Origin of the sequence: Halovivax ruber XH-70, from assembly GCF_000328525.1 — an archaeon.
GTDB classification, from domain to species: Archaea; Halobacteriota; Halobacteria; order Halobacteriales; family Natrialbaceae; genus Halovivax; species Halovivax ruber.
In genome coordinates, this window is sequence record NC_019964.1 from 285167 (window position 1) to 300054 (window position 14888).

Sequence of the window (14888 nt, forward strand, 5' to 3'; positions counted from 1 at the left end):
CCCGGGCGACGAGGGCGGCGCTCGATCGGAACCACATCCGACGAACCGAACCGCTAAGCGTCCGGCGATTCACAGTCGATCCATGACAGTACTCGTCGCGTTCGACGGTTCAGAACCGGCACAGAAGGCCCTCGAACACGCCGCTCGGACCTTCGAGGGGCAGGAACTCGTGTTGCTGCGGGTGCTCGACTCGCCAGACGGACTCGTCGACGCGAGCGTCGGATTCGCCAAGGACGGACTCAAGCAACTCCGAGAAGAGTCGCGTACCGACCTCTCCGAGGACGTCGAGAGCGTCATCGACACGACGGACGTCGAGTTCCGGACGGCGGTCGCTTTCGGCGAGCCGACTCGCGAGATCGTCCGGTACGCGAACGACAACGACGTCGACCACGTCGTGGTCGGGAATCACGGCCGCGACGGCATGGCGCGCGTCCTGCTCGGGAGCGTCGCCGAACAGGTCGTCCGCCGGGCGCCGATGCCGGTCACCGTCGTCCGGTGAGGGGACCTCACTTGCCGCCCTCCGTCACTGATCTCACTCGCCCTCGTCTGCCACGGACAGTGACGACGGGGACACCGGCGCGTACCGAACGATCGCGTCGAAGTGCTCGATCGGGAACCGCTCCTCGCTCGTGATTCCGCGGGCGTCCGGATCGCGTAAGTGCGTCTCGACGAACCGTCGCGCCACGAGCGCGGTGCGGCCGTCGCCGTTCTCGGTGGGATCGGGGTCTCCTGCTGCCGGGTTCTCACCGTCCGACTCATCTCGATCCAGGTCGGCTTGCGCCTCTGCCAGTAAGAGCGCGGCCGTGTAGACGTCGAAGACGTAGTGCGCCAGCCGCTTCGCCGAGAGCTGGGCGTACTCGTCGTCGTTCACCGAAAGCGTCGCGAGCGCCTGTGAGAGGGCGACGTACTCCTCGCGCGTCGTCTGGACGGCGTCGGCGAGGGCGGGGTGCGAGACCACCGACAGCCGGTCGTCGATCGTCTCGAGGAGTGGTTCGTGGGCGTCTTCGCGATCGAGCGCCCGCAGGAGGTCGAGCGAGAGGACATTCTCCGTCCCCTCCCAGATCGGGAGTACCTGCGCGTCTCGCAGGAGTCGGTGCGTGACGAAGTCGTCCACGTAGCCGTTCCCGCCCTGAATTTCCATGGCGTCGGAGGCGGTGTCGACGGCCATCCGGCCCGTGCGGAGTTTTGCGATCGGTGTGAGCGCGCGCAGCAGGCGGGCGGCCCGGTCGGGGTCCGTCGGGCCCGACAGGGGCGTCTCGGCCTCTGTGGCGCCATCGCCGTCTCCGCTCTCCTCGTTCCGGTCGGCCCGTTCGTCTCGCGAGAGGAGTGCCGCGGCCTCGAACGTGAACGCCGTCGCGGCCTCGTAATCGACCGTCATGTCGACCAGGTCCTCGCGCATGAGCGGGTACTCGTCGATCGTCGAGCCGAAGGCCTCGCGCGTGGCCGCCTGTACCCGGCTCTCGAGCAGTGCCCGGCCCATCACGCCACAGGATGCGGCGGCGTTCGCCAGCCGCTCGACGTTCAGCATCTCGGCCATCTGGCGGAAGCCCGCGCCCTCCTCGCCGACGAGGATCGCCTTCGCGCCGTCGAACTCGACCTCGCCGGTGGGAACGGAGATGGTCCCCAGTTTGTCTTTCAGCCGGCGGTACAGCTGGTCGTTCACCAGGTCGGGATCGAGGGCGCCGTCGGAGCCGCCCGCGGGACCGTTCCTGCGGTCGTTCGTCCCGTACCGGTCGCCCTTGGTCAACGGCCCGTCGACCGCCTCCGGGTCGGCGTGCGGGACGAGAAACATCGAGAGTCCGGCCGTTCCTTCGGGGGCGTCCGGTGTCCGGGCGAGCGCCAGCGTCCCTTCGGCATCGATGTTCGAACAAAACCACTTCTCGCCCGCGAGTCGCCAGTACCCCGATTCCTCGTCGTACTCGGCGGTCGTCTCGATCGAGCCGACGTCGCTGCCGCCCTGCTCCTCGGTGAGGAACATCGCGCCCTCGATCAGGTCGTCGTACTCGCGACTCACGAGCGCCTCGTAATAGGGATCGGTCGCCTCGTCGCCGAATTTCCGGAGGACGACCGCCGCCCCCATCGTCATCGCGACGGGACAGCCGAAGCCGGCGTCGGCGTACGAAAGCAGGGTGAGCATCCCGAGCGCGTGGCTCATCGCCATCGGTTTCTCGCGGCCCGGCGGGGCCTCGAACGCGTCGGCGACGATGCCGCGTTCGTAGACGAGGCAGTCGTTTTCCAGCTGTTCGGCCGGATAGCGAACGAAGTTCTGGATCTCCCCGTACCGGTTCCAGGGGTCGAGTTCGGGACCGGTGGCGTCGACCCGGTCGGCGTTGTCCGCGACCGTGTGGCCCCCCAGTTCGCCGAACGATTCGAGTCGGCGCTCGGCCCAGCCGAACTCGTCGGTGGCCATCACCCGGCGCAGTTCGCGCCGGAGCGTCGGGTCGAGCGTCCAGTAATTGACGTGGCGTCCTCGTTCGAACTGGCCGAAGTCGATCCCCTCGCTCGTCGGTGAACGCCCCTCGGTCATGACCGTACGCAGCACGCGCCAGGTGGTAAAGATCCCGGCGGTGAGCCGTCTCTGGAGGGGCGTCTGGCCCAGTCCGTCCCGTACGAGTCCGTCGCGGCCGTGTTATTCGACGCGAGTCAGCCGCGTCCGCGGGAAGAGGTAGATCTGCAGGTCGCGCGGCACGGGACCGTTTCGCTGGACCGTCGCGTGGGGGTAGACCGCGGCGACGACCGGGACGTCGCCGTCGTAGCCGCTGTTCGTGCCGTAGTCGGCGACCGGTTCGCCGGTGGCGGGGACGGCCGTGGCGTCGGCGCGGCGGTCGGAGACGGCGACGACGGTGACGCGAGCGTCGGTCTCGCGATCGCGAGCCAGGTCGCCGGGCGAGAGGGTGTGGCGGTCGCAGTAGACGGGGCCACCGTCGTCCTCGTCGACGAAGACGCGCTCGGCGCAGTCGGCACACTCGACGGCGAGTTTCCCCGGCGGGGGCGCGAGCCCTTCGGTGATCTCGATCGCGACGCGGCGGACGTGTTTGCAGCGAGCGCCGCGGAAGATGTGGTCGGGACAGCTACAGCGCCCGGCGGCGACGTCGACGAGATAGGTCGTCTCCTCGGTCTCGACCTCGTAGAGGCCGTCGCCGAGTGCGAGCACCGACATCGGTTCGGTTCGGGCTCGGCGCGATCGCTCGTCTAGCTGGTCGGGGTGCGGTACGGAGAGCGGGGTCTTCGGTGAGGCAATCGTGTTCATGGAGACGCTGGTGTGTTTCGGGTGCGTCTGTGTCGGTCGCGAAGCGGTCACCGCGGAGCGCCCACTTCGGACTGTCGTGACGTCGATCACCAATAGCAGGTGCTGGGCCCGCAAAAGGCTCTCCTTGCTGTTGCCGGCTGCCGGACGGGATGCAATTACTCGGGTAAGTCCCTGGGTCGCTCGGTGGGACTGATCGCCGACACGCCCCGACTCGCCACTAACGCGCGGACCTCTCTCCGACACGCTTTTAGTCGCACCGACGAAGTTATCGCTATGATCGACCGCGAAAGCCTCATCGAGGCTGTCGCCGCCCTCGTCAGCGTGGGAGCCATGCTCGGTGCGCTGGTCTACATCGGCTCGACCTACGGGACGGCGAACGCGCTGGGCGACGAGGGGGCGAAGGTGATGGTGGGCGCGATCGTCGTGTTCATCGCGTTCGTCACTGTCCTCGGTATCATGCTCGCGTACACGACGTCCGAGGGTGCCACAGCCGACGAACCGGACGCTGCAGCCTGATCGCGCCAGCACACGAATCGACCCGTTTCGCGCGTTCGCCGGTCGCCGTCTTCTCGTTCTCCGCATCGACATTTCTCGCTCCGTCTCGGTAGTCCCCCGCTCCTCTCTCGAGTCCGCCGCACAGGGTCCGACGAGCCGGGCCGAGCTGTGAAATCCAGACCGAGATGGAAAGACAATTCCCTCCGCCCGGTCAACGGACGCGTGATGCGAATCGCCGTTCCCAACAAGGGCCGCCTGCACGAGCCGACGATCGACCTCCTCGAGCGGGCGGGCTTGCATCTGGAAAACGGCGCCGACCGCAAACTCTACGCCGAGACCGTCGACCCCGAAGTGACCGTCCTCTTCGCCCGCGCCGCCGACATCCCCGAGTACATCGCCGACGGCGCGGCCGAGATGGGCATTACGGGCCTGGACCAGGTTCGAGAATCCGGCCAGGCGGACCGGCTGGCCGAACTGCTGGATCTCGAATTCGGTCGCTGTCGCCTCGTCCTCGCCGCCCCCGAAGACGGTGACATCGACTCCATCGGGGACCTGGCCGGGCGAACGGTCGCGACGGAGTTCCCGCACGTGACTCGCGAGTTCTTCGCCGACACGGGCGTCGACCCCGAAGTCGTCGAGGTCACCGGCGCGACGGAACTCACGCCCCACGTCGAGATGGCCGACGCCATCGTCGACATCACGAGCACGGGAACGACGCTGAAAGTGAATCGACTGGCCGTGATCGACGAGGTCCTCTCGAGTTCCGTTCGGCTGTTCGCCCGCGACGACGTCGTCGACGAACCGAAGGTCCAGGAACTTCGGACGGCGCTGTCCTCGGTCCTGACCGCGGACGGCAAGCGCTACCTGATGATGAACGTTCCCGAGGACCGCCTCGACGCGGTGCGCGACGTCATTCCCGGCCTCGGCGGGCCGACGATCATGGACGTCGCCAACGGCGGTGACAAGGTCGCCGTCCACGCCGTCGTCGACGAACGCGACGTCTTCGAGACGATTACCGAGGTCAAACGCGCCGGTGCCAGCGACATTCTCGTCACCGAGATCGAACGACTCGTCGAGTAACCACTGTCGAGGCGGCTTCTCGGATCTGGTATCGAACGATCGGTGCCCAGCACCCGCGCCGGTTGGCGACGGGTTCGGTCCGCTGTCGACCGGCGGCGTCGCCCGTACCGATTATGCCTCATTCATGTTTTGAAGAATGTAAGAAAATACTGTCTTTATTGACTGAATTGGTGGTTACTCGGCGGTAGGGTGGCTAAAACACAAGGGTTATGCCGGTAGTACCGTATTACTGTATATCCGCATGGACGGGTACGAAGACCCCGACGCGTTCGACGACCCCCGGATTTCCGCGCCGTTTTACCGGTACTGTCCCGGCGACGGCGGTGACGTCCTCCTGCTGGGCGTCGTTCACGACCATCCGGCGAGCGTCGGCCGCGTCGAGACCGTTCTCGATCGACTCGAACCGACGACGCTCGCGCTCGAACTGCCGTCGGCAGCGATCCCGCTGTACCGCGCGTACGCGACACGGCTCGACGACCGTGGCCACCCCACCGCGGGGGGCGAGATGAGTGCCGCCATCGCAGCGACCGACGCGACGGTCGCCGGGATCGACGCACCGAGCTGGTCGTTCCTGCGCCGGCTGGTGACTCGCCTCGTCGCCGATCGGGCGCCGCTGTCGACCGCCCGGCGCGTCCTCTCGAGCGTCGGCGGGGCGACCCGGACAGCACTCGCCTGCCGGCTCGCGGCGACCCTCTCCGATCCGGCCTCGGGGTGTGCCGGGGTGACCGACGCCGTGGAGTACGACGTGAGCCACGCCGACACGCCGGTTCGGCAGGCTGAACACGAGCACAGCCACGTCTCGGGCGTCACGGCCTTGCTTCGCGCGACCGATTCCGGTCCGAAACGCTACCGCGACGAGACGCGCGAGGCGTGTATGATCGATCGTCTCGACGCGCTTCGCGACGACGGCGACGTCGTCGCGGTCGTGGGCGTCGACCACCTCGACCCGCTCGCCGACGCGCTCACGCCCTGACTTCGGCCCGCTCCCCGTCTATCGAGCGGGTCGCCCCTGCTCACGTTTCGAGCGCGTCGAGCACGTATCAGCAGTCTCGCGCCCCTCCAGCACTATCGCGTCCTTCTAGCAGTCTCACGTCCAGCGCGAGTCTCACGTCCCGAGCGTCGAGAGACAGTTCCAGCAGTACGTGTAGGTCGCGTCGGCGTCGTTCGGTGCCCCGCAGGTCCGACAGGTCTGTATCTCGCCGTCGAGGTCGACGGCGTAGTCGTCGGGATCGTCGATGCCCTCGTCGAGGCCGGACCCGGCCCGGTCGTCGATCGGCGTGCCGTACCGGACGCCGGTGAGCGACCCCTCAGAGAGCGACGGCGACGCCGGCTGTTCGTCGTTCTCGCGACGGACGTAGTAGTAATAGAGCACCACGTGGAGGAGGGCGAACAGGAGGACGTAGCCGACGAGCCAGCCCCAGAGCTCCATCGCCGTGTGATACCGTCTCACCCCTCTTGTGTATTGCCCGCGTCTATGCCGGGTGTTTTCCAGTAATCAGCCGCTACGCCGTAGAAATCGGCCGTTTCGCTGCGAGCACGGCACTACCACTCGCGCTCGAACTCGTCGAAGACGTCGAGGTCGTCCGGGAGCGTCGACTCGAGGCGGCGCTCGTCCTGTCGGTTCTGTCCACCGTCCTCGAGGGGGACGGCCTCGTCCTCCCAGCCGGGCTTGACCTTCACGCTCTTGGCGGGCGTCCCGACCGCGATGTGGTGGGCCGGAACGTCGCCCTGCACGACGGCGCGCGCCCCGACGATGGCGTTCTCGCCGACCTTGCAGCCGGCCCGGACCATCGCGTCGTAGGTGACACGGGCGTCGTCGGCGACGATCGTGTGGAAGTTGGTGACTGCGGTCTGGTCCACGACGTCGTGATCGTGGCTGTAGAGGTGGACGCCGTCGGAGATAGAGGCCCGGTCGCCGATGGTGAGTTTCCCGCGGTCGTCCAGGTGCACGCCGTCGTGGATGACGGTGTTGTCGCCGACGCTGATGTTGTGGCCGTAGGTGAACGTGATCCCCTTGAAGAACCGGCAGTCGTCGCCGCAGGACTCGAAGAGGTGGTCCGCCAGCATCGCCCGGAATCGGAGCGCGAAGGCGACGTTGTCCGCGATCGGCAGGCTGTCGAACTGTCGCCAGAGCCACTGGAGGTGTTTCGACTCCTCGAACGCCTCCTCGTCCTTCTCGGCGTAGTACTCGCTCTCGAGGGTCGTGTTACAGGGATCGTAACTCTGCAATCGGACCCGTTCGGCCGTCGACACGTCCTCACCCGATTTCCAGCGCTCGTAGGCGTCCCGATCGCCCGTCAGGTCGACGAGGACGTCTTCGACGACGTCGCACGTGTCCTCCTCGTCGCTCGCCAGTCGCGCGTCGACCTCGTCGATGAAGTCGGTCATCGCCGACTCGGCCTCGTCCGGGAGCGAGACGTGCCGCTTGGTCATACGGCGTCTTTCGTCACTCGCGTTGATAGGGAGTTCGGTTCCGGAACGGCTCGTCGACTCCACCAGACACGGCGTCGCCAGCCTCGCCTACAGCGCCGCACTGGCGTTCGGTGGGCGACGGCATCCGCATGGATGCCGTCCGTCTGGGCGTGATCGGGGTCGAGGTGGCCCGCGGGCTGTACGGTGGCGCCCGGAGACGAGACGCTGTGAATCTGATGGTGGCGCGACTCGGAGGCCGGTCTGCGGGGCGCGTCGGGCGTTCCGGCGGCCCGGCTTGATAGGGCATTTTACGGTCGGGGCGGATCACGGTGGAGACGATGACGACGTTTCGGCATCTCCAGCGGGCGGTCGGCGAGTGGAGCGAGCGGCAGTTCGGCGAGCAGTCGGCCGTCAACCCACTCCTGGGCGTCGGTGAGGAGTACGGCGAGCTCGTCGACCAGCTCGACGCGACCGACCGCGTCACGGCGGCCGAACACGACTGTGTCGGCGACATGCTCGTCTTTATGGCGGACTTCTGTCACCGCCGCGGCCACGAGTACCAGGCCGCGTTCGAGGCCGACGGCACCGACGAATTCCCGTTCGAAGATCCGCTGGACGGCGTCGCTGCAGCGATTGGAGCGCTCGATAGATCCGTTCTGAAACGGCGCCAGGGAATCCGCCTCGACGACGACCGCGTCGGTGCCGCGGCGGAACGACGAGCTCTCGCGGCGTTTCTCGACCATCTCGGCGACTTCGCGAACCGGCGCGGCTACTCACTCGAGACCTGTATCGACGTCGCCTGGCACGAGGAGGTTCGCCACCGCGAGTGGGACGGATCCTCCGCGTAACCGGCCGCACGGGACCGGGTGGGTCACCCCGCCAGCGAATTGCGTCCGCTGGGGTTCTCACTCGTACCGGAGCGCATCGATCGGGTCCGTCCGCGCGGCCTTCCAGGCCGGATACAGCCCCGAGAACACGCCCACCAGGACGCCGACGGCGATCGCGAGGGCGACGTATTCGAGCGGATAGACCAGCGGGAGGTCGATGTACTGCGCTCCCAGGTAACCTGTCGCGAGGCCGAGCGCCGTCCCGAGAATCGCACCGATGACCCCGAGGACGATCGCCTCCATCAGGAAGAGTCCCAGAACGTCGCGATTCTGTGCGCCGACGGCCTTCATGATGCCGATCTCGCGGGTGCGCTCGGTGACGGAGACGAGCATGATGTTCGCGATGCCGATCGACCCGACAAGCAGGGAGATAGCCGCCACGCCGACGATGAAGTTCTGCAGCAGGCCGAGGATGTCCTGCAGCTGGGAGAGCAATTGCGTACTCGTCTGGAGGACGATCTCCAGTTCGCCGCTCGCTAACAGCGCGCTCGCGTCCGAGGCGTCGCTCTCCAGATACGAACGCGCCTGCTCTTTGGCGCGGTCGATCGCCGCGTCGTCGGCGGACGGTGCCTCGACGACGATCGCGGTGTATCGGGTTCCCGCGGCCGCCCCACCGTCGCTCTCGTTGGCTTGCTCGTCTTCGCCGGGTGCCGACGCGTTTCCGTCGGCCCCGGATCCACCAGCGGACTCGTTCTCGCCGGTCGGACCATCTGTAGCGGACTCGTTCCCATCGGTCGTCTCGTCGGAAGCGGATTCGTTTCCGTCACTCTCCTCGTCGGCCGCCGAATCCGCGCCGGCGTAGAACGGGTCCGTCGGGACGTACAGCCGCGGTGACTGGCCGAAGCCCTCGAACGGACTCAGGCCCTCGGACGTGTCGGTGATCCCGACGACCGTCACCGTTCGCGTCTCGCCGCCCTGGAAGACGAGCGTGAGTTCGTCGCCGACGGAGACGTTCGACTCGAAGGCGCCCGCGACGGCCGGGTTGACGACGGCTTCGGGTTCACCCGGTTCGAACTGCCGGCCCGTCGCGATGTCGGCTTCCCTGACGTACGTCGGCCCAGTGGCGAACGCCCCATCGCCCAGGGGAACGATAGAATCGTCAGTCGCGACCGCCTGGGTTCCGAGCGGCGCGTAGCCGTAGGCCGCGTCGATCCCGTTGCGTTCTTCGAGTGCGGCCAGGTCGGCTTCGCTGACGACCGGTTGCGCCCCGGCGAGCGGGCCACCCTCAGTGCCTGGGTCGGCCGCCCAGCCGTAGACGTTGCGCTGGTCGTCGGGGCTGATGTCGCCGACGATTCCCGCCTGCAGGCTCGCTCCCAGGGTCACGAACGCGATGACGGCCGCGACGCCGATGATGACGCCGAGCGTCGTCAACGCCGACCGCAGGCGGTGCCCGGCGATCGACCGCCAGGCGAGGCGGAGCAGGGCGAGCGGCTTCACCGGTCTGGCCCCCGATCTGACCCCTCCTGATCCGTCCCACGGTCCGTCGCCGTAGCGCCTTGCTCGTCGCGTCCAGCAGTCGACGATGGGGTGCCGTCAGGTCCGGCGGACGGTGGCTCCGGTCCGTCGTAGGCGTCGTCCAGCGCTTCGATTCGCTCGATCTTCCCGTCGAGCAGGTGCACGATCCGCTCGGCGCGCTCGGCGACGTGGCGCTCGTGGGAGACGACCAGCAGCGTCGTGCCGGCGTCGTGAAACTCGGCGAAGAGGTCGAGGATCCCGGCTTCGGTCTCCGTGTCCAGGTTCCCCGAGGGTTCGTCGGCCAGCACGATCGCCGGGTCGTTCACGAGCGCGCGAGCCAGCGCGACGCGCTGACGCTGCCCGCCCGAGAGTTCGTTCGGCCGGTGATCGGCCCGGTCGGCGAGACCGACCCGGTCGAGGAGGTTTCGCGCCCGCTCGTTCCTGTCGGCACGGCCGACGTTCTGGAAGAGTTGCGGCATGGCGACGTTCTCCAGGGCGGTCAACCGGGGCATCAGGTTGAACGTCTGGAAGACGAACCCGATCTCGGTGCCACGGAGTCGCGTTCGTTCCCGCTCGCTGAGCGTCGAGACGTCCGCCCCGTCGATGACGACGCGGCCCTCGGTCGGCGTGTCGAGACAGCCGATCACGTTCATCAGTGTCGACTTGCCCGACCCGCTCGGGCCCATGATCGCCGTGTACGAGCCGCGGGGAAGCGAGAGTGAGACCCCGTCGAGCGCGTGGACCGGCTCGGCTAGCTGGTAGGTCTTGCGGACGTCGTCGAGGGTGACGGCCGGCTCGCTCGTCGCCATGCGGGTCGGACCACGTCCCCGGCGAAAAAGATTCGCGGCGACGCGAGGGGTGGTTTACAATTGGTCTCGGAGGGCGAATCACAGCCTACAATCCGCCAACCGCTGTATCATCTTACAACTGTCGAGACGGGGACCAACTCATAAACCAGCGGTATTGGCTGTACACGACTTTGGTCTTGAAGCTAACAAATTCTTATCCATCAGGCTATCCAAGATGCGAATTACCATTGTTATAGAGACTTAATATTCGATATTTTGATATGGGTAGCATTAGATATGTGGGTGTATTGTAATCTTTAACCCGTGCCGTAGAACTCATTGCACCGCCAAGGATCTGGTTCCTGCACAAGCGATATGCACGTTGAAGCAGAATAAAAGGAAATTTTGCAATTAGCTTACGAACCAACGACACCTTTGAATATGTATCTCAAGAGATCAACCGCCCAATTGGGTCTTATATATTATATTTGGGTTTGACTGTTGATTACAAAAGCATGCCCTCAGTTCTGATTCTATAGCTGTGGTTGACTTCAGTCAGTAATTATATATGTCCTCTATCTCCGCCATTCCCAAGTATGGCAATCTACCTTCGTGGAGGCTCCAGATCGAGAACGTATTCTATCTTTAATAGATTATGCTCTACTAGGCTGATCAAATTCGACGCTATGTTTATTTGCAATTCTATAGGCTGCACACCCAACGCTAGTATCACCCACGGAGCCTTTGTGTGGGGCGATAACGGCTGCTCGTTTTACGCCGATAGAATCTGTATATTCTCGGTAGTGGGGAGAACCGGAGTCGCCACTATCTGTGCACGTCGTAAAATGCACATATATGTCATCACCTTCACAGTCAGTAGAATATCCGTCCGGAAGATACTCATCATACCCAGAAACCTCTCCGCTTGTTTTACATGTCTTCGCCCCTCTCTTATATACTGTCTCACCATCTGATTTAAGCACGTGTAAGCCTTCTTGAGTCACATGACCGCTAATGGGTCTATTTGTGCCATGTATTTTGCCGCTAAAATCCATCTCTGAATCAGATGTTATTTCAACAGTGGCCCAGTCCTGGTCTGGATCAAGGTCAGTAACTTGACCAACTACTTTCCCCTTGTGTTCAAGGGTGTAATCTGGGCACACGTGGGCACAAGTAATTGCATGGGCGGAACACATCAAAACCGGGTCTAAGTCCTTTATCACATACCCGAACGAACTGTGATTGCTATCCAGTCTTGCTCCACCGCCAAGGGAATTGTATTCATTGCTATCACAGTAATTGTCCCGACTACAGTTATGGTTATCAACTCCTGAATATTCTATCACATCTATTTTCTCACCATCTATTCTTTCAGGTAGAACGCTCATTGGGTTTGCACTTGGGTCTTTTTTGGCATCTTCTCGAACACGGATATGAAGTTTACTCTTTTTCAGCGGGCCGATCTTTTCTTCAGAATTGGATATTCCTACCGATGAAATGCCTGATTCGTATTTGTATTCATCTTTAAGATTATTTTTCAATTTGATGATGTGTCTTTCGTGCTCCCACCAATCTTCTGGGACTGACTGTGTTTTTATGATTTCTCCACCTCGTTTAACTACGGGTAACCTTTTTTCATTATCTGGTAGCGCTGAACCAGTTTTAGCGACCGTTAGTGATACAGATCCGCCACCTACTGCCTTCAGTACGTTTCTTCTGAACGTCATGTACACCATCCCAATTATTAACTATACTATTTATATTTACGGATATTGTATTCTATCTTAATATATGAATGGGGTAGGCGCGTATCCATTCCATTTGCCCACAACTTTTTCTTATAACTAATTAAGGGTTGTTGTAATGCTGGTAATGGTCTTCATCCCTCCGTTTTTCAATTTCTCTATTAGAAAAGGTTTTACGCTCGGAAGCAAATGAAGTAAATATGGAACGGCGCACTCTCCTTTCACGAGCTGCGATTGGCTCCTCTCTACTTGTGGCTGGGTGTTTAAGCGATAGTTGGATAGGTAATAACGAAGGAAACAGTATGGAAAGTGAAGGTCCTATGACTCAGTCTGTACTTGATTACGAACTACAGCAGTTAGGGATTCTCCGAACAACTCACAACCCTCTTGACGAAAATTCATCAGGATCTTCTATGATAATAACTTCGCCCAGTGATGCATATGATAAAATACCCGTAGAAAAATTCGAAAATAATAGCGTGGAGGATATTGACAATTTTATCACAAACACTGACTTCAACAGTGATGTATTACTTTACATATTGTCTAAATGGCCCAAGTCAAATGGGGCGTATATAAACGGGGGCGAACTTAGAAGGGTTGGTGATAAAATCACTGGGGAATTTGTGGCTGATGGTGAAAGCCGAAATGCAGGTGATGATGCTCCTATTTTTCCTGGTTGCCTGTCTCGTGTTTATGTTGATAGGGATAACATAAAGAATATTTTTATAACTATTACCTCTGGCCGGGGTGTTGAGGAAACAACCAAAGAGAGTTTGTAGTGGTTTTATAGTAAATCCCGCATATCCTTAAAGGAACGTGGGTAGGTCTTGTTCTCTGGTGGTACTAACGGTCAAATATAAGTATAATGCTTTTCGTCTCTGTGATAAGTCTCGCAATATTGTAACAATTGGCGATTAGGTTCTTCCCTCTGAAAACGGGAGATTCTTCCAGGCTTACGCACAGTTCCGACTTCCTTCTAAGCAAAGGCGGATTTTCGTGATGCGGATCCGGAGCTAATGCTGCAACGCCCTTGATCTTCACGTTTGCGATACGTGTCTCGTCAGATGCGATCGCCGCTGCATTCAACGAATGAGTTACAGTGGTGGTACCATTGAGTCAATTTCTTATGTTCCTGTGAACTGGCGTGCCCATTCCAACGATGGTGGATAGCTTCGCTTTCAGGTGGCTGCAACTGTCCGTGCAGAGAGCACTACTCCCCCAGCGCCCGGGCGACCGCGTTCGCGACGCTCGTCGCCTTGTCGGCCAGCGCTTCGGAGACGAACCCGTCGTCGACCGCCGTCGCGAGTTCGTCCTCGTCGACGATCTCGACCGTGCCGTCGCCGTGACGAACGACGTCGACGTGCAGGTCGACGTAGCGAGCCGTGTCGGGGAAGCACTCGACGGGTGTACAGATGTTGACGTAGGTGCCGATCACGGTGCCGTCGGCGCGTTTGTACGTCGTCGGGTACCACCACCGGCCCTCGCGGAGTTTCGTCACGGCGATATCACCCGACTCTTTCGGTGCGCCGAGGCCGTCGTACTGTCCACCGCCCCGGATCGACCGTTCTAGCGTGAGCGAACCGTCCGCGTCCCACGCGGTCACCTCGCCGGGACCGAGCGTGATGAGCCGGCCGTCGGGCTTGCCGTGGCCGAGCGCGAGGCGATCGCCCGTTTGCGGGCCGAACTGGCGCGTGACGGCGGCGAACGGGAAGTCGACGTCGGCGTCCCCGCCGAACGCGTCCCCGAACCCGTCGCCCGCTCCGGCCATCGCCTCCCCACAGACCGCCTCGGCGAAGTCGACCGCGGCGCTGGCGCCCCGGTCCGCGGCCTTCGTCCGGTGGTGGCCCGGCATGGTGGTTTCAACCGCCCGGCGCGTCTCGTCGAGGGCGAACCGCGACTCGCGGCCGAACCAGCACCACTCGGTCGCGTTCGGCGCGATGATCGCCCCGTTCGTCCCGTCGCCTTCGGCGCCGTTCCCGTCCATCGAACCCGCCGCGGCGAGCGCGTCGTCGACCCGTTCGGCACGTTCCGTGGCTCGTTCGAGTGCGGTGGTCATCGCATCCATATCGGCGTCCGCGGCGGTGCGTTCCCAGCGCACGCCCCAGCCGTCAGGGGGGTCCACGGACAGCAGATCCGTCAGGCCGACGAGTTCCTCGCCCGTCTCACCCGGGGCGGCCGCGCGGACGCCGCCCCGATCGCGGGTGAGGGTGCAGAGTCCGCCGCCGACGGTGATCGTTGGTTCGACGCGCGGCAGGTCGTCGGCCCAGGGCGGCGTCGGCTCTTTCACCTGCACGCGATAGCGGTCGCCTGCGTCGACGTAGCCGTCGGCGGCGTCGTAGGGCAGGTAGCCGCGCTCGCCGTTTCCGAGGTCGACGACCGCGCCGCTGCCCCCGTCGGCATCGCTGACCGTCGCGTCGAAGACGGCCCCACGCGGTGCGTCGTCGTCCCACCGAAGCGTGTCGACTCCCGCCGATTCGACCGCGTCGGCCACGCCCGCGACGGCCGCTGCCGGTCCCGAACACTCGACGCCGAGTCGGTCGCGCGTCGTCTCGATCCGCACGCTCGCCGGCGCGGTGGCGAACGTCCCGTCGAACCGTTCCTCGATGGGATCGGAGGCCTGGACGACCTCGTGGCCCGCCGTCTGAAGCCGCTGGGTGAGGGCGGTCGTGTATGTCCCGCGGATCCGAACGGACGCCGGGTCGTGCTCGTCGGGCCCATCGGCGCCTTCCGTAGCCGTCATGGCTCGCTCGCCCGACTGGCGGGCGTCTCTCGA

The 14888-nt window shown here is 63.3% G+C and carries 14 protein-coding genes; 6 read left to right on the plus strand and 8 right to left on the minus strand.

The genetic code is table 11. The features are described 5' to 3' along the window. Positions 1–82: 82 nt before the first annotated feature. Positions 83–499, plus strand: a complete 417-nt coding sequence (locus HALRU_RS01205; RefSeq protein WP_015299595.1) for a universal stress protein — start codon at positions 83–85, stop codon at positions 497–499. 33 nt (positions 500–532) lie between these two features. On the opposite strand, the gene HALRU_RS01210 is transcribed toward HALRU_RS01205, so the two are convergent. Next, positions 533–2527 carry an acyl-CoA dehydrogenase family protein gene (locus HALRU_RS01210; protein ID WP_015299596.1) on the minus strand — a complete coding sequence of 665 codons (1995 nt, stop codon included), beginning with the start codon at positions 2525–2527 and terminating at the stop codon, positions 533–535. Between the two features lie 102 nt (positions 2528–2629). Then, complete coding sequence (locus HALRU_RS01215) at positions 2630–3250, minus strand: SWIM zinc finger family protein (protein WP_015299597.1); 621 nt, start codon at positions 3248–3250, stop codon at positions 2630–2632. Between the two features lie 273 nt (positions 3251–3523). On the opposite strand from HALRU_RS01215, the gene HALRU_RS01220 reads away from it, so the two are divergent. The 3 genes from HALRU_RS01220 (at position 3524) to HALRU_RS01230 (ending at position 5798) form a co-directional block, all read left to right on the plus strand. Beyond that, on the plus strand, positions 3524–3766 hold the full coding sequence (locus HALRU_RS01220) for a DUF7472 family protein (RefSeq protein ID WP_015299598.1): 243 nt from the start codon (positions 3524–3526) through the stop codon (positions 3764–3766). Positions 3767–3970: 204 nt separating this feature from the next. Continuing rightward, positions 3971–4825: an ATP phosphoribosyltransferase gene (gene hisG, locus HALRU_RS01225; protein WP_015299599.1), complete on the plus strand. Its 855-nt coding sequence runs from the start codon at positions 3971–3973 to the stop codon at positions 4823–4825. Between the two features lie 241 nt (positions 4826–5066). Next, the gene (locus HALRU_RS01230) at positions 5067–5798 is read left to right on the plus strand and encodes a hypothetical protein (protein WP_015299600.1); all 732 of its coding nucleotides are present in this window, start codon (positions 5067–5069) and stop codon (positions 5796–5798) included. A 132-nt stretch (positions 5799–5930) separates the two neighbouring features. Here the strand turns inward: HALRU_RS01230 and HALRU_RS01235 are convergent, their stop codons facing one another. Both HALRU_RS01235 and HALRU_RS01240 read right to left on the minus strand, forming a co-directional pair. Beyond that, on the minus strand, positions 5931–6254 hold the full coding sequence (locus HALRU_RS01235) for a DUF7577 domain-containing protein (RefSeq protein ID WP_015299601.1): 324 nt from the start codon (positions 6252–6254) through the stop codon (positions 5931–5933). Positions 6255–6367: 113 nt separating this feature from the next. Then, positions 6368–7258 (minus strand): acyltransferase, encoded by an 891-nt coding sequence (locus tag HALRU_RS01240; RefSeq protein WP_015299602.1) that lies wholly within the window; start codon positions 7256–7258, stop codon positions 6368–6370. Between the two features lie 317 nt (positions 7259–7575). On the opposite strand from HALRU_RS01240, the gene HALRU_RS01245 reads away from it, so the two are divergent. After that, a complete protein-coding gene (locus HALRU_RS01245; protein WP_015299603.1) occupies positions 7576–8085 on the plus strand; it encodes a hypothetical protein in 510 nt (169 codons plus the stop codon). Between the two features lie 57 nt (positions 8086–8142). Here HALRU_RS01245 and HALRU_RS01250 read toward each other — a convergent pair whose 3' ends face one another. The 3 genes from HALRU_RS01250 to HALRU_RS01260 form a co-directional block, all read right to left on the minus strand. Continuing rightward, positions 8143–9561, minus strand: coding sequence for an ABC transporter permease (locus tag HALRU_RS01250; protein WP_015299604.1), 1419 nt, complete (start codon positions 9559–9561; stop codon positions 8143–8145). Further along, the gene (locus HALRU_RS01255; RefSeq protein WP_015299605.1) at positions 9558–10388 is read right to left on the minus strand and encodes an ABC transporter ATP-binding protein; all 831 of its coding nucleotides are present in this window, start codon (positions 10386–10388) and stop codon (positions 9558–9560) included. The genes HALRU_RS01250 and HALRU_RS01255 overlap by 4 nt, the downstream gene beginning before the upstream one ends. Before the next feature lie 632 nt (positions 10389–11020). Further along, complete coding sequence (locus HALRU_RS01260) at positions 11021–12094, minus strand: hypothetical protein (protein WP_015299606.1); 1074 nt, start codon at positions 12092–12094, stop codon at positions 11021–11023. A 218-nt stretch (positions 12095–12312) separates the two neighbouring features. Here HALRU_RS01260 and HALRU_RS01265 point away from each other — a divergent pair, with 218 nt between their 5' ends. Continuing rightward, positions 12313–12894, plus strand: coding sequence for a hypothetical protein (locus HALRU_RS01265; RefSeq protein ID WP_015299607.1), 582 nt, complete (start codon positions 12313–12315; stop codon positions 12892–12894). A gap of 431 nt (positions 12895–13325) precedes the next feature. On the opposite strand, the gene HALRU_RS01270 is transcribed toward HALRU_RS01265, so the two are convergent. Continuing rightward, complete coding sequence (locus HALRU_RS01270; RefSeq protein WP_015299608.1) at positions 13326–14855, minus strand: DUF402 domain-containing protein; 1530 nt, start codon at positions 14853–14855, stop codon at positions 13326–13328. Positions 14856–14888: the final 33 nt, after the last annotated feature.

What these genes read in the sequence shown, in the direction of transcription:
- HALRU_RS01245 (WP_015299603.1), top strand. Translation starts at nt 7,576, where the DNA reads ATGACGACGTTTCGGCATCTCCAGCGGGCGGTCGGCGAGTGGAGCGAG.
- HALRU_RS01220 (WP_015299598.1), top strand. Translation starts at nt 3,524, where the DNA reads ATGATCGACCGCGAAAGCCTCATCGAGGCTGTCGCCGCCCTCGTCAGC.
- HALRU_RS01265 (WP_015299607.1), top strand. Translation starts at nt 12,313, where the DNA reads ATGGAACGGCGCACTCTCCTTTCACGAGCTGCGATTGGCTCCTCTCTA.
- hisG (WP_015299599.1), top strand. Translation starts at nt 3,971, where the DNA reads ATGCGAATCGCCGTTCCCAACAAGGGCCGCCTGCACGAGCCGACGATC.
- HALRU_RS01260 (WP_015299606.1), bottom strand. Translation starts at nt 12,094, where the DNA reads ATGACGTTCAGAAGAAACGTACTGAAGGCAGTAGGTGGCGGATCTGTA.
- HALRU_RS01215 (WP_015299597.1), bottom strand. Translation starts at nt 3,250, where the DNA reads ATGAACACGATTGCCTCACCGAAGACCCCGCTCTCCGTACCGCACCCC.
- HALRU_RS01205 (WP_015299595.1), top strand. Translation starts at nt 83, where the DNA reads ATGACAGTACTCGTCGCGTTCGACGGTTCAGAACCGGCACAGAAGGCC.
- HALRU_RS01210 (WP_015299596.1), bottom strand. Translation starts at nt 2,527, where the DNA reads ATGACCGAGGGGCGTTCACCGACGAGCGAGGGGATCGACTTCGGCCAG.
- HALRU_RS01255 (WP_015299605.1), bottom strand. Translation starts at nt 10,388, where the DNA reads ATGGCGACGAGCGAGCCGGCCGTCACCCTCGACGACGTCCGCAAGACC.
- HALRU_RS01230 (WP_015299600.1), top strand. Translation starts at nt 5,067, where the DNA reads ATGGACGGGTACGAAGACCCCGACGCGTTCGACGACCCCCGGATTTCC.
- HALRU_RS01240 (WP_015299602.1), bottom strand. Translation starts at nt 7,258, where the DNA reads ATGACCAAGCGGCACGTCTCGCTCCCGGACGAGGCCGAGTCGGCGATG.
- HALRU_RS01235 (WP_015299601.1), bottom strand. Translation starts at nt 6,254, where the DNA reads ATGGAGCTCTGGGGCTGGCTCGTCGGCTACGTCCTCCTGTTCGCCCTC.
- HALRU_RS01270 (WP_015299608.1), bottom strand. Translation starts at nt 14,855, where the DNA reads ATGACGGCTACGGAAGGCGCCGATGGGCCCGACGAGCACGACCCGGCG.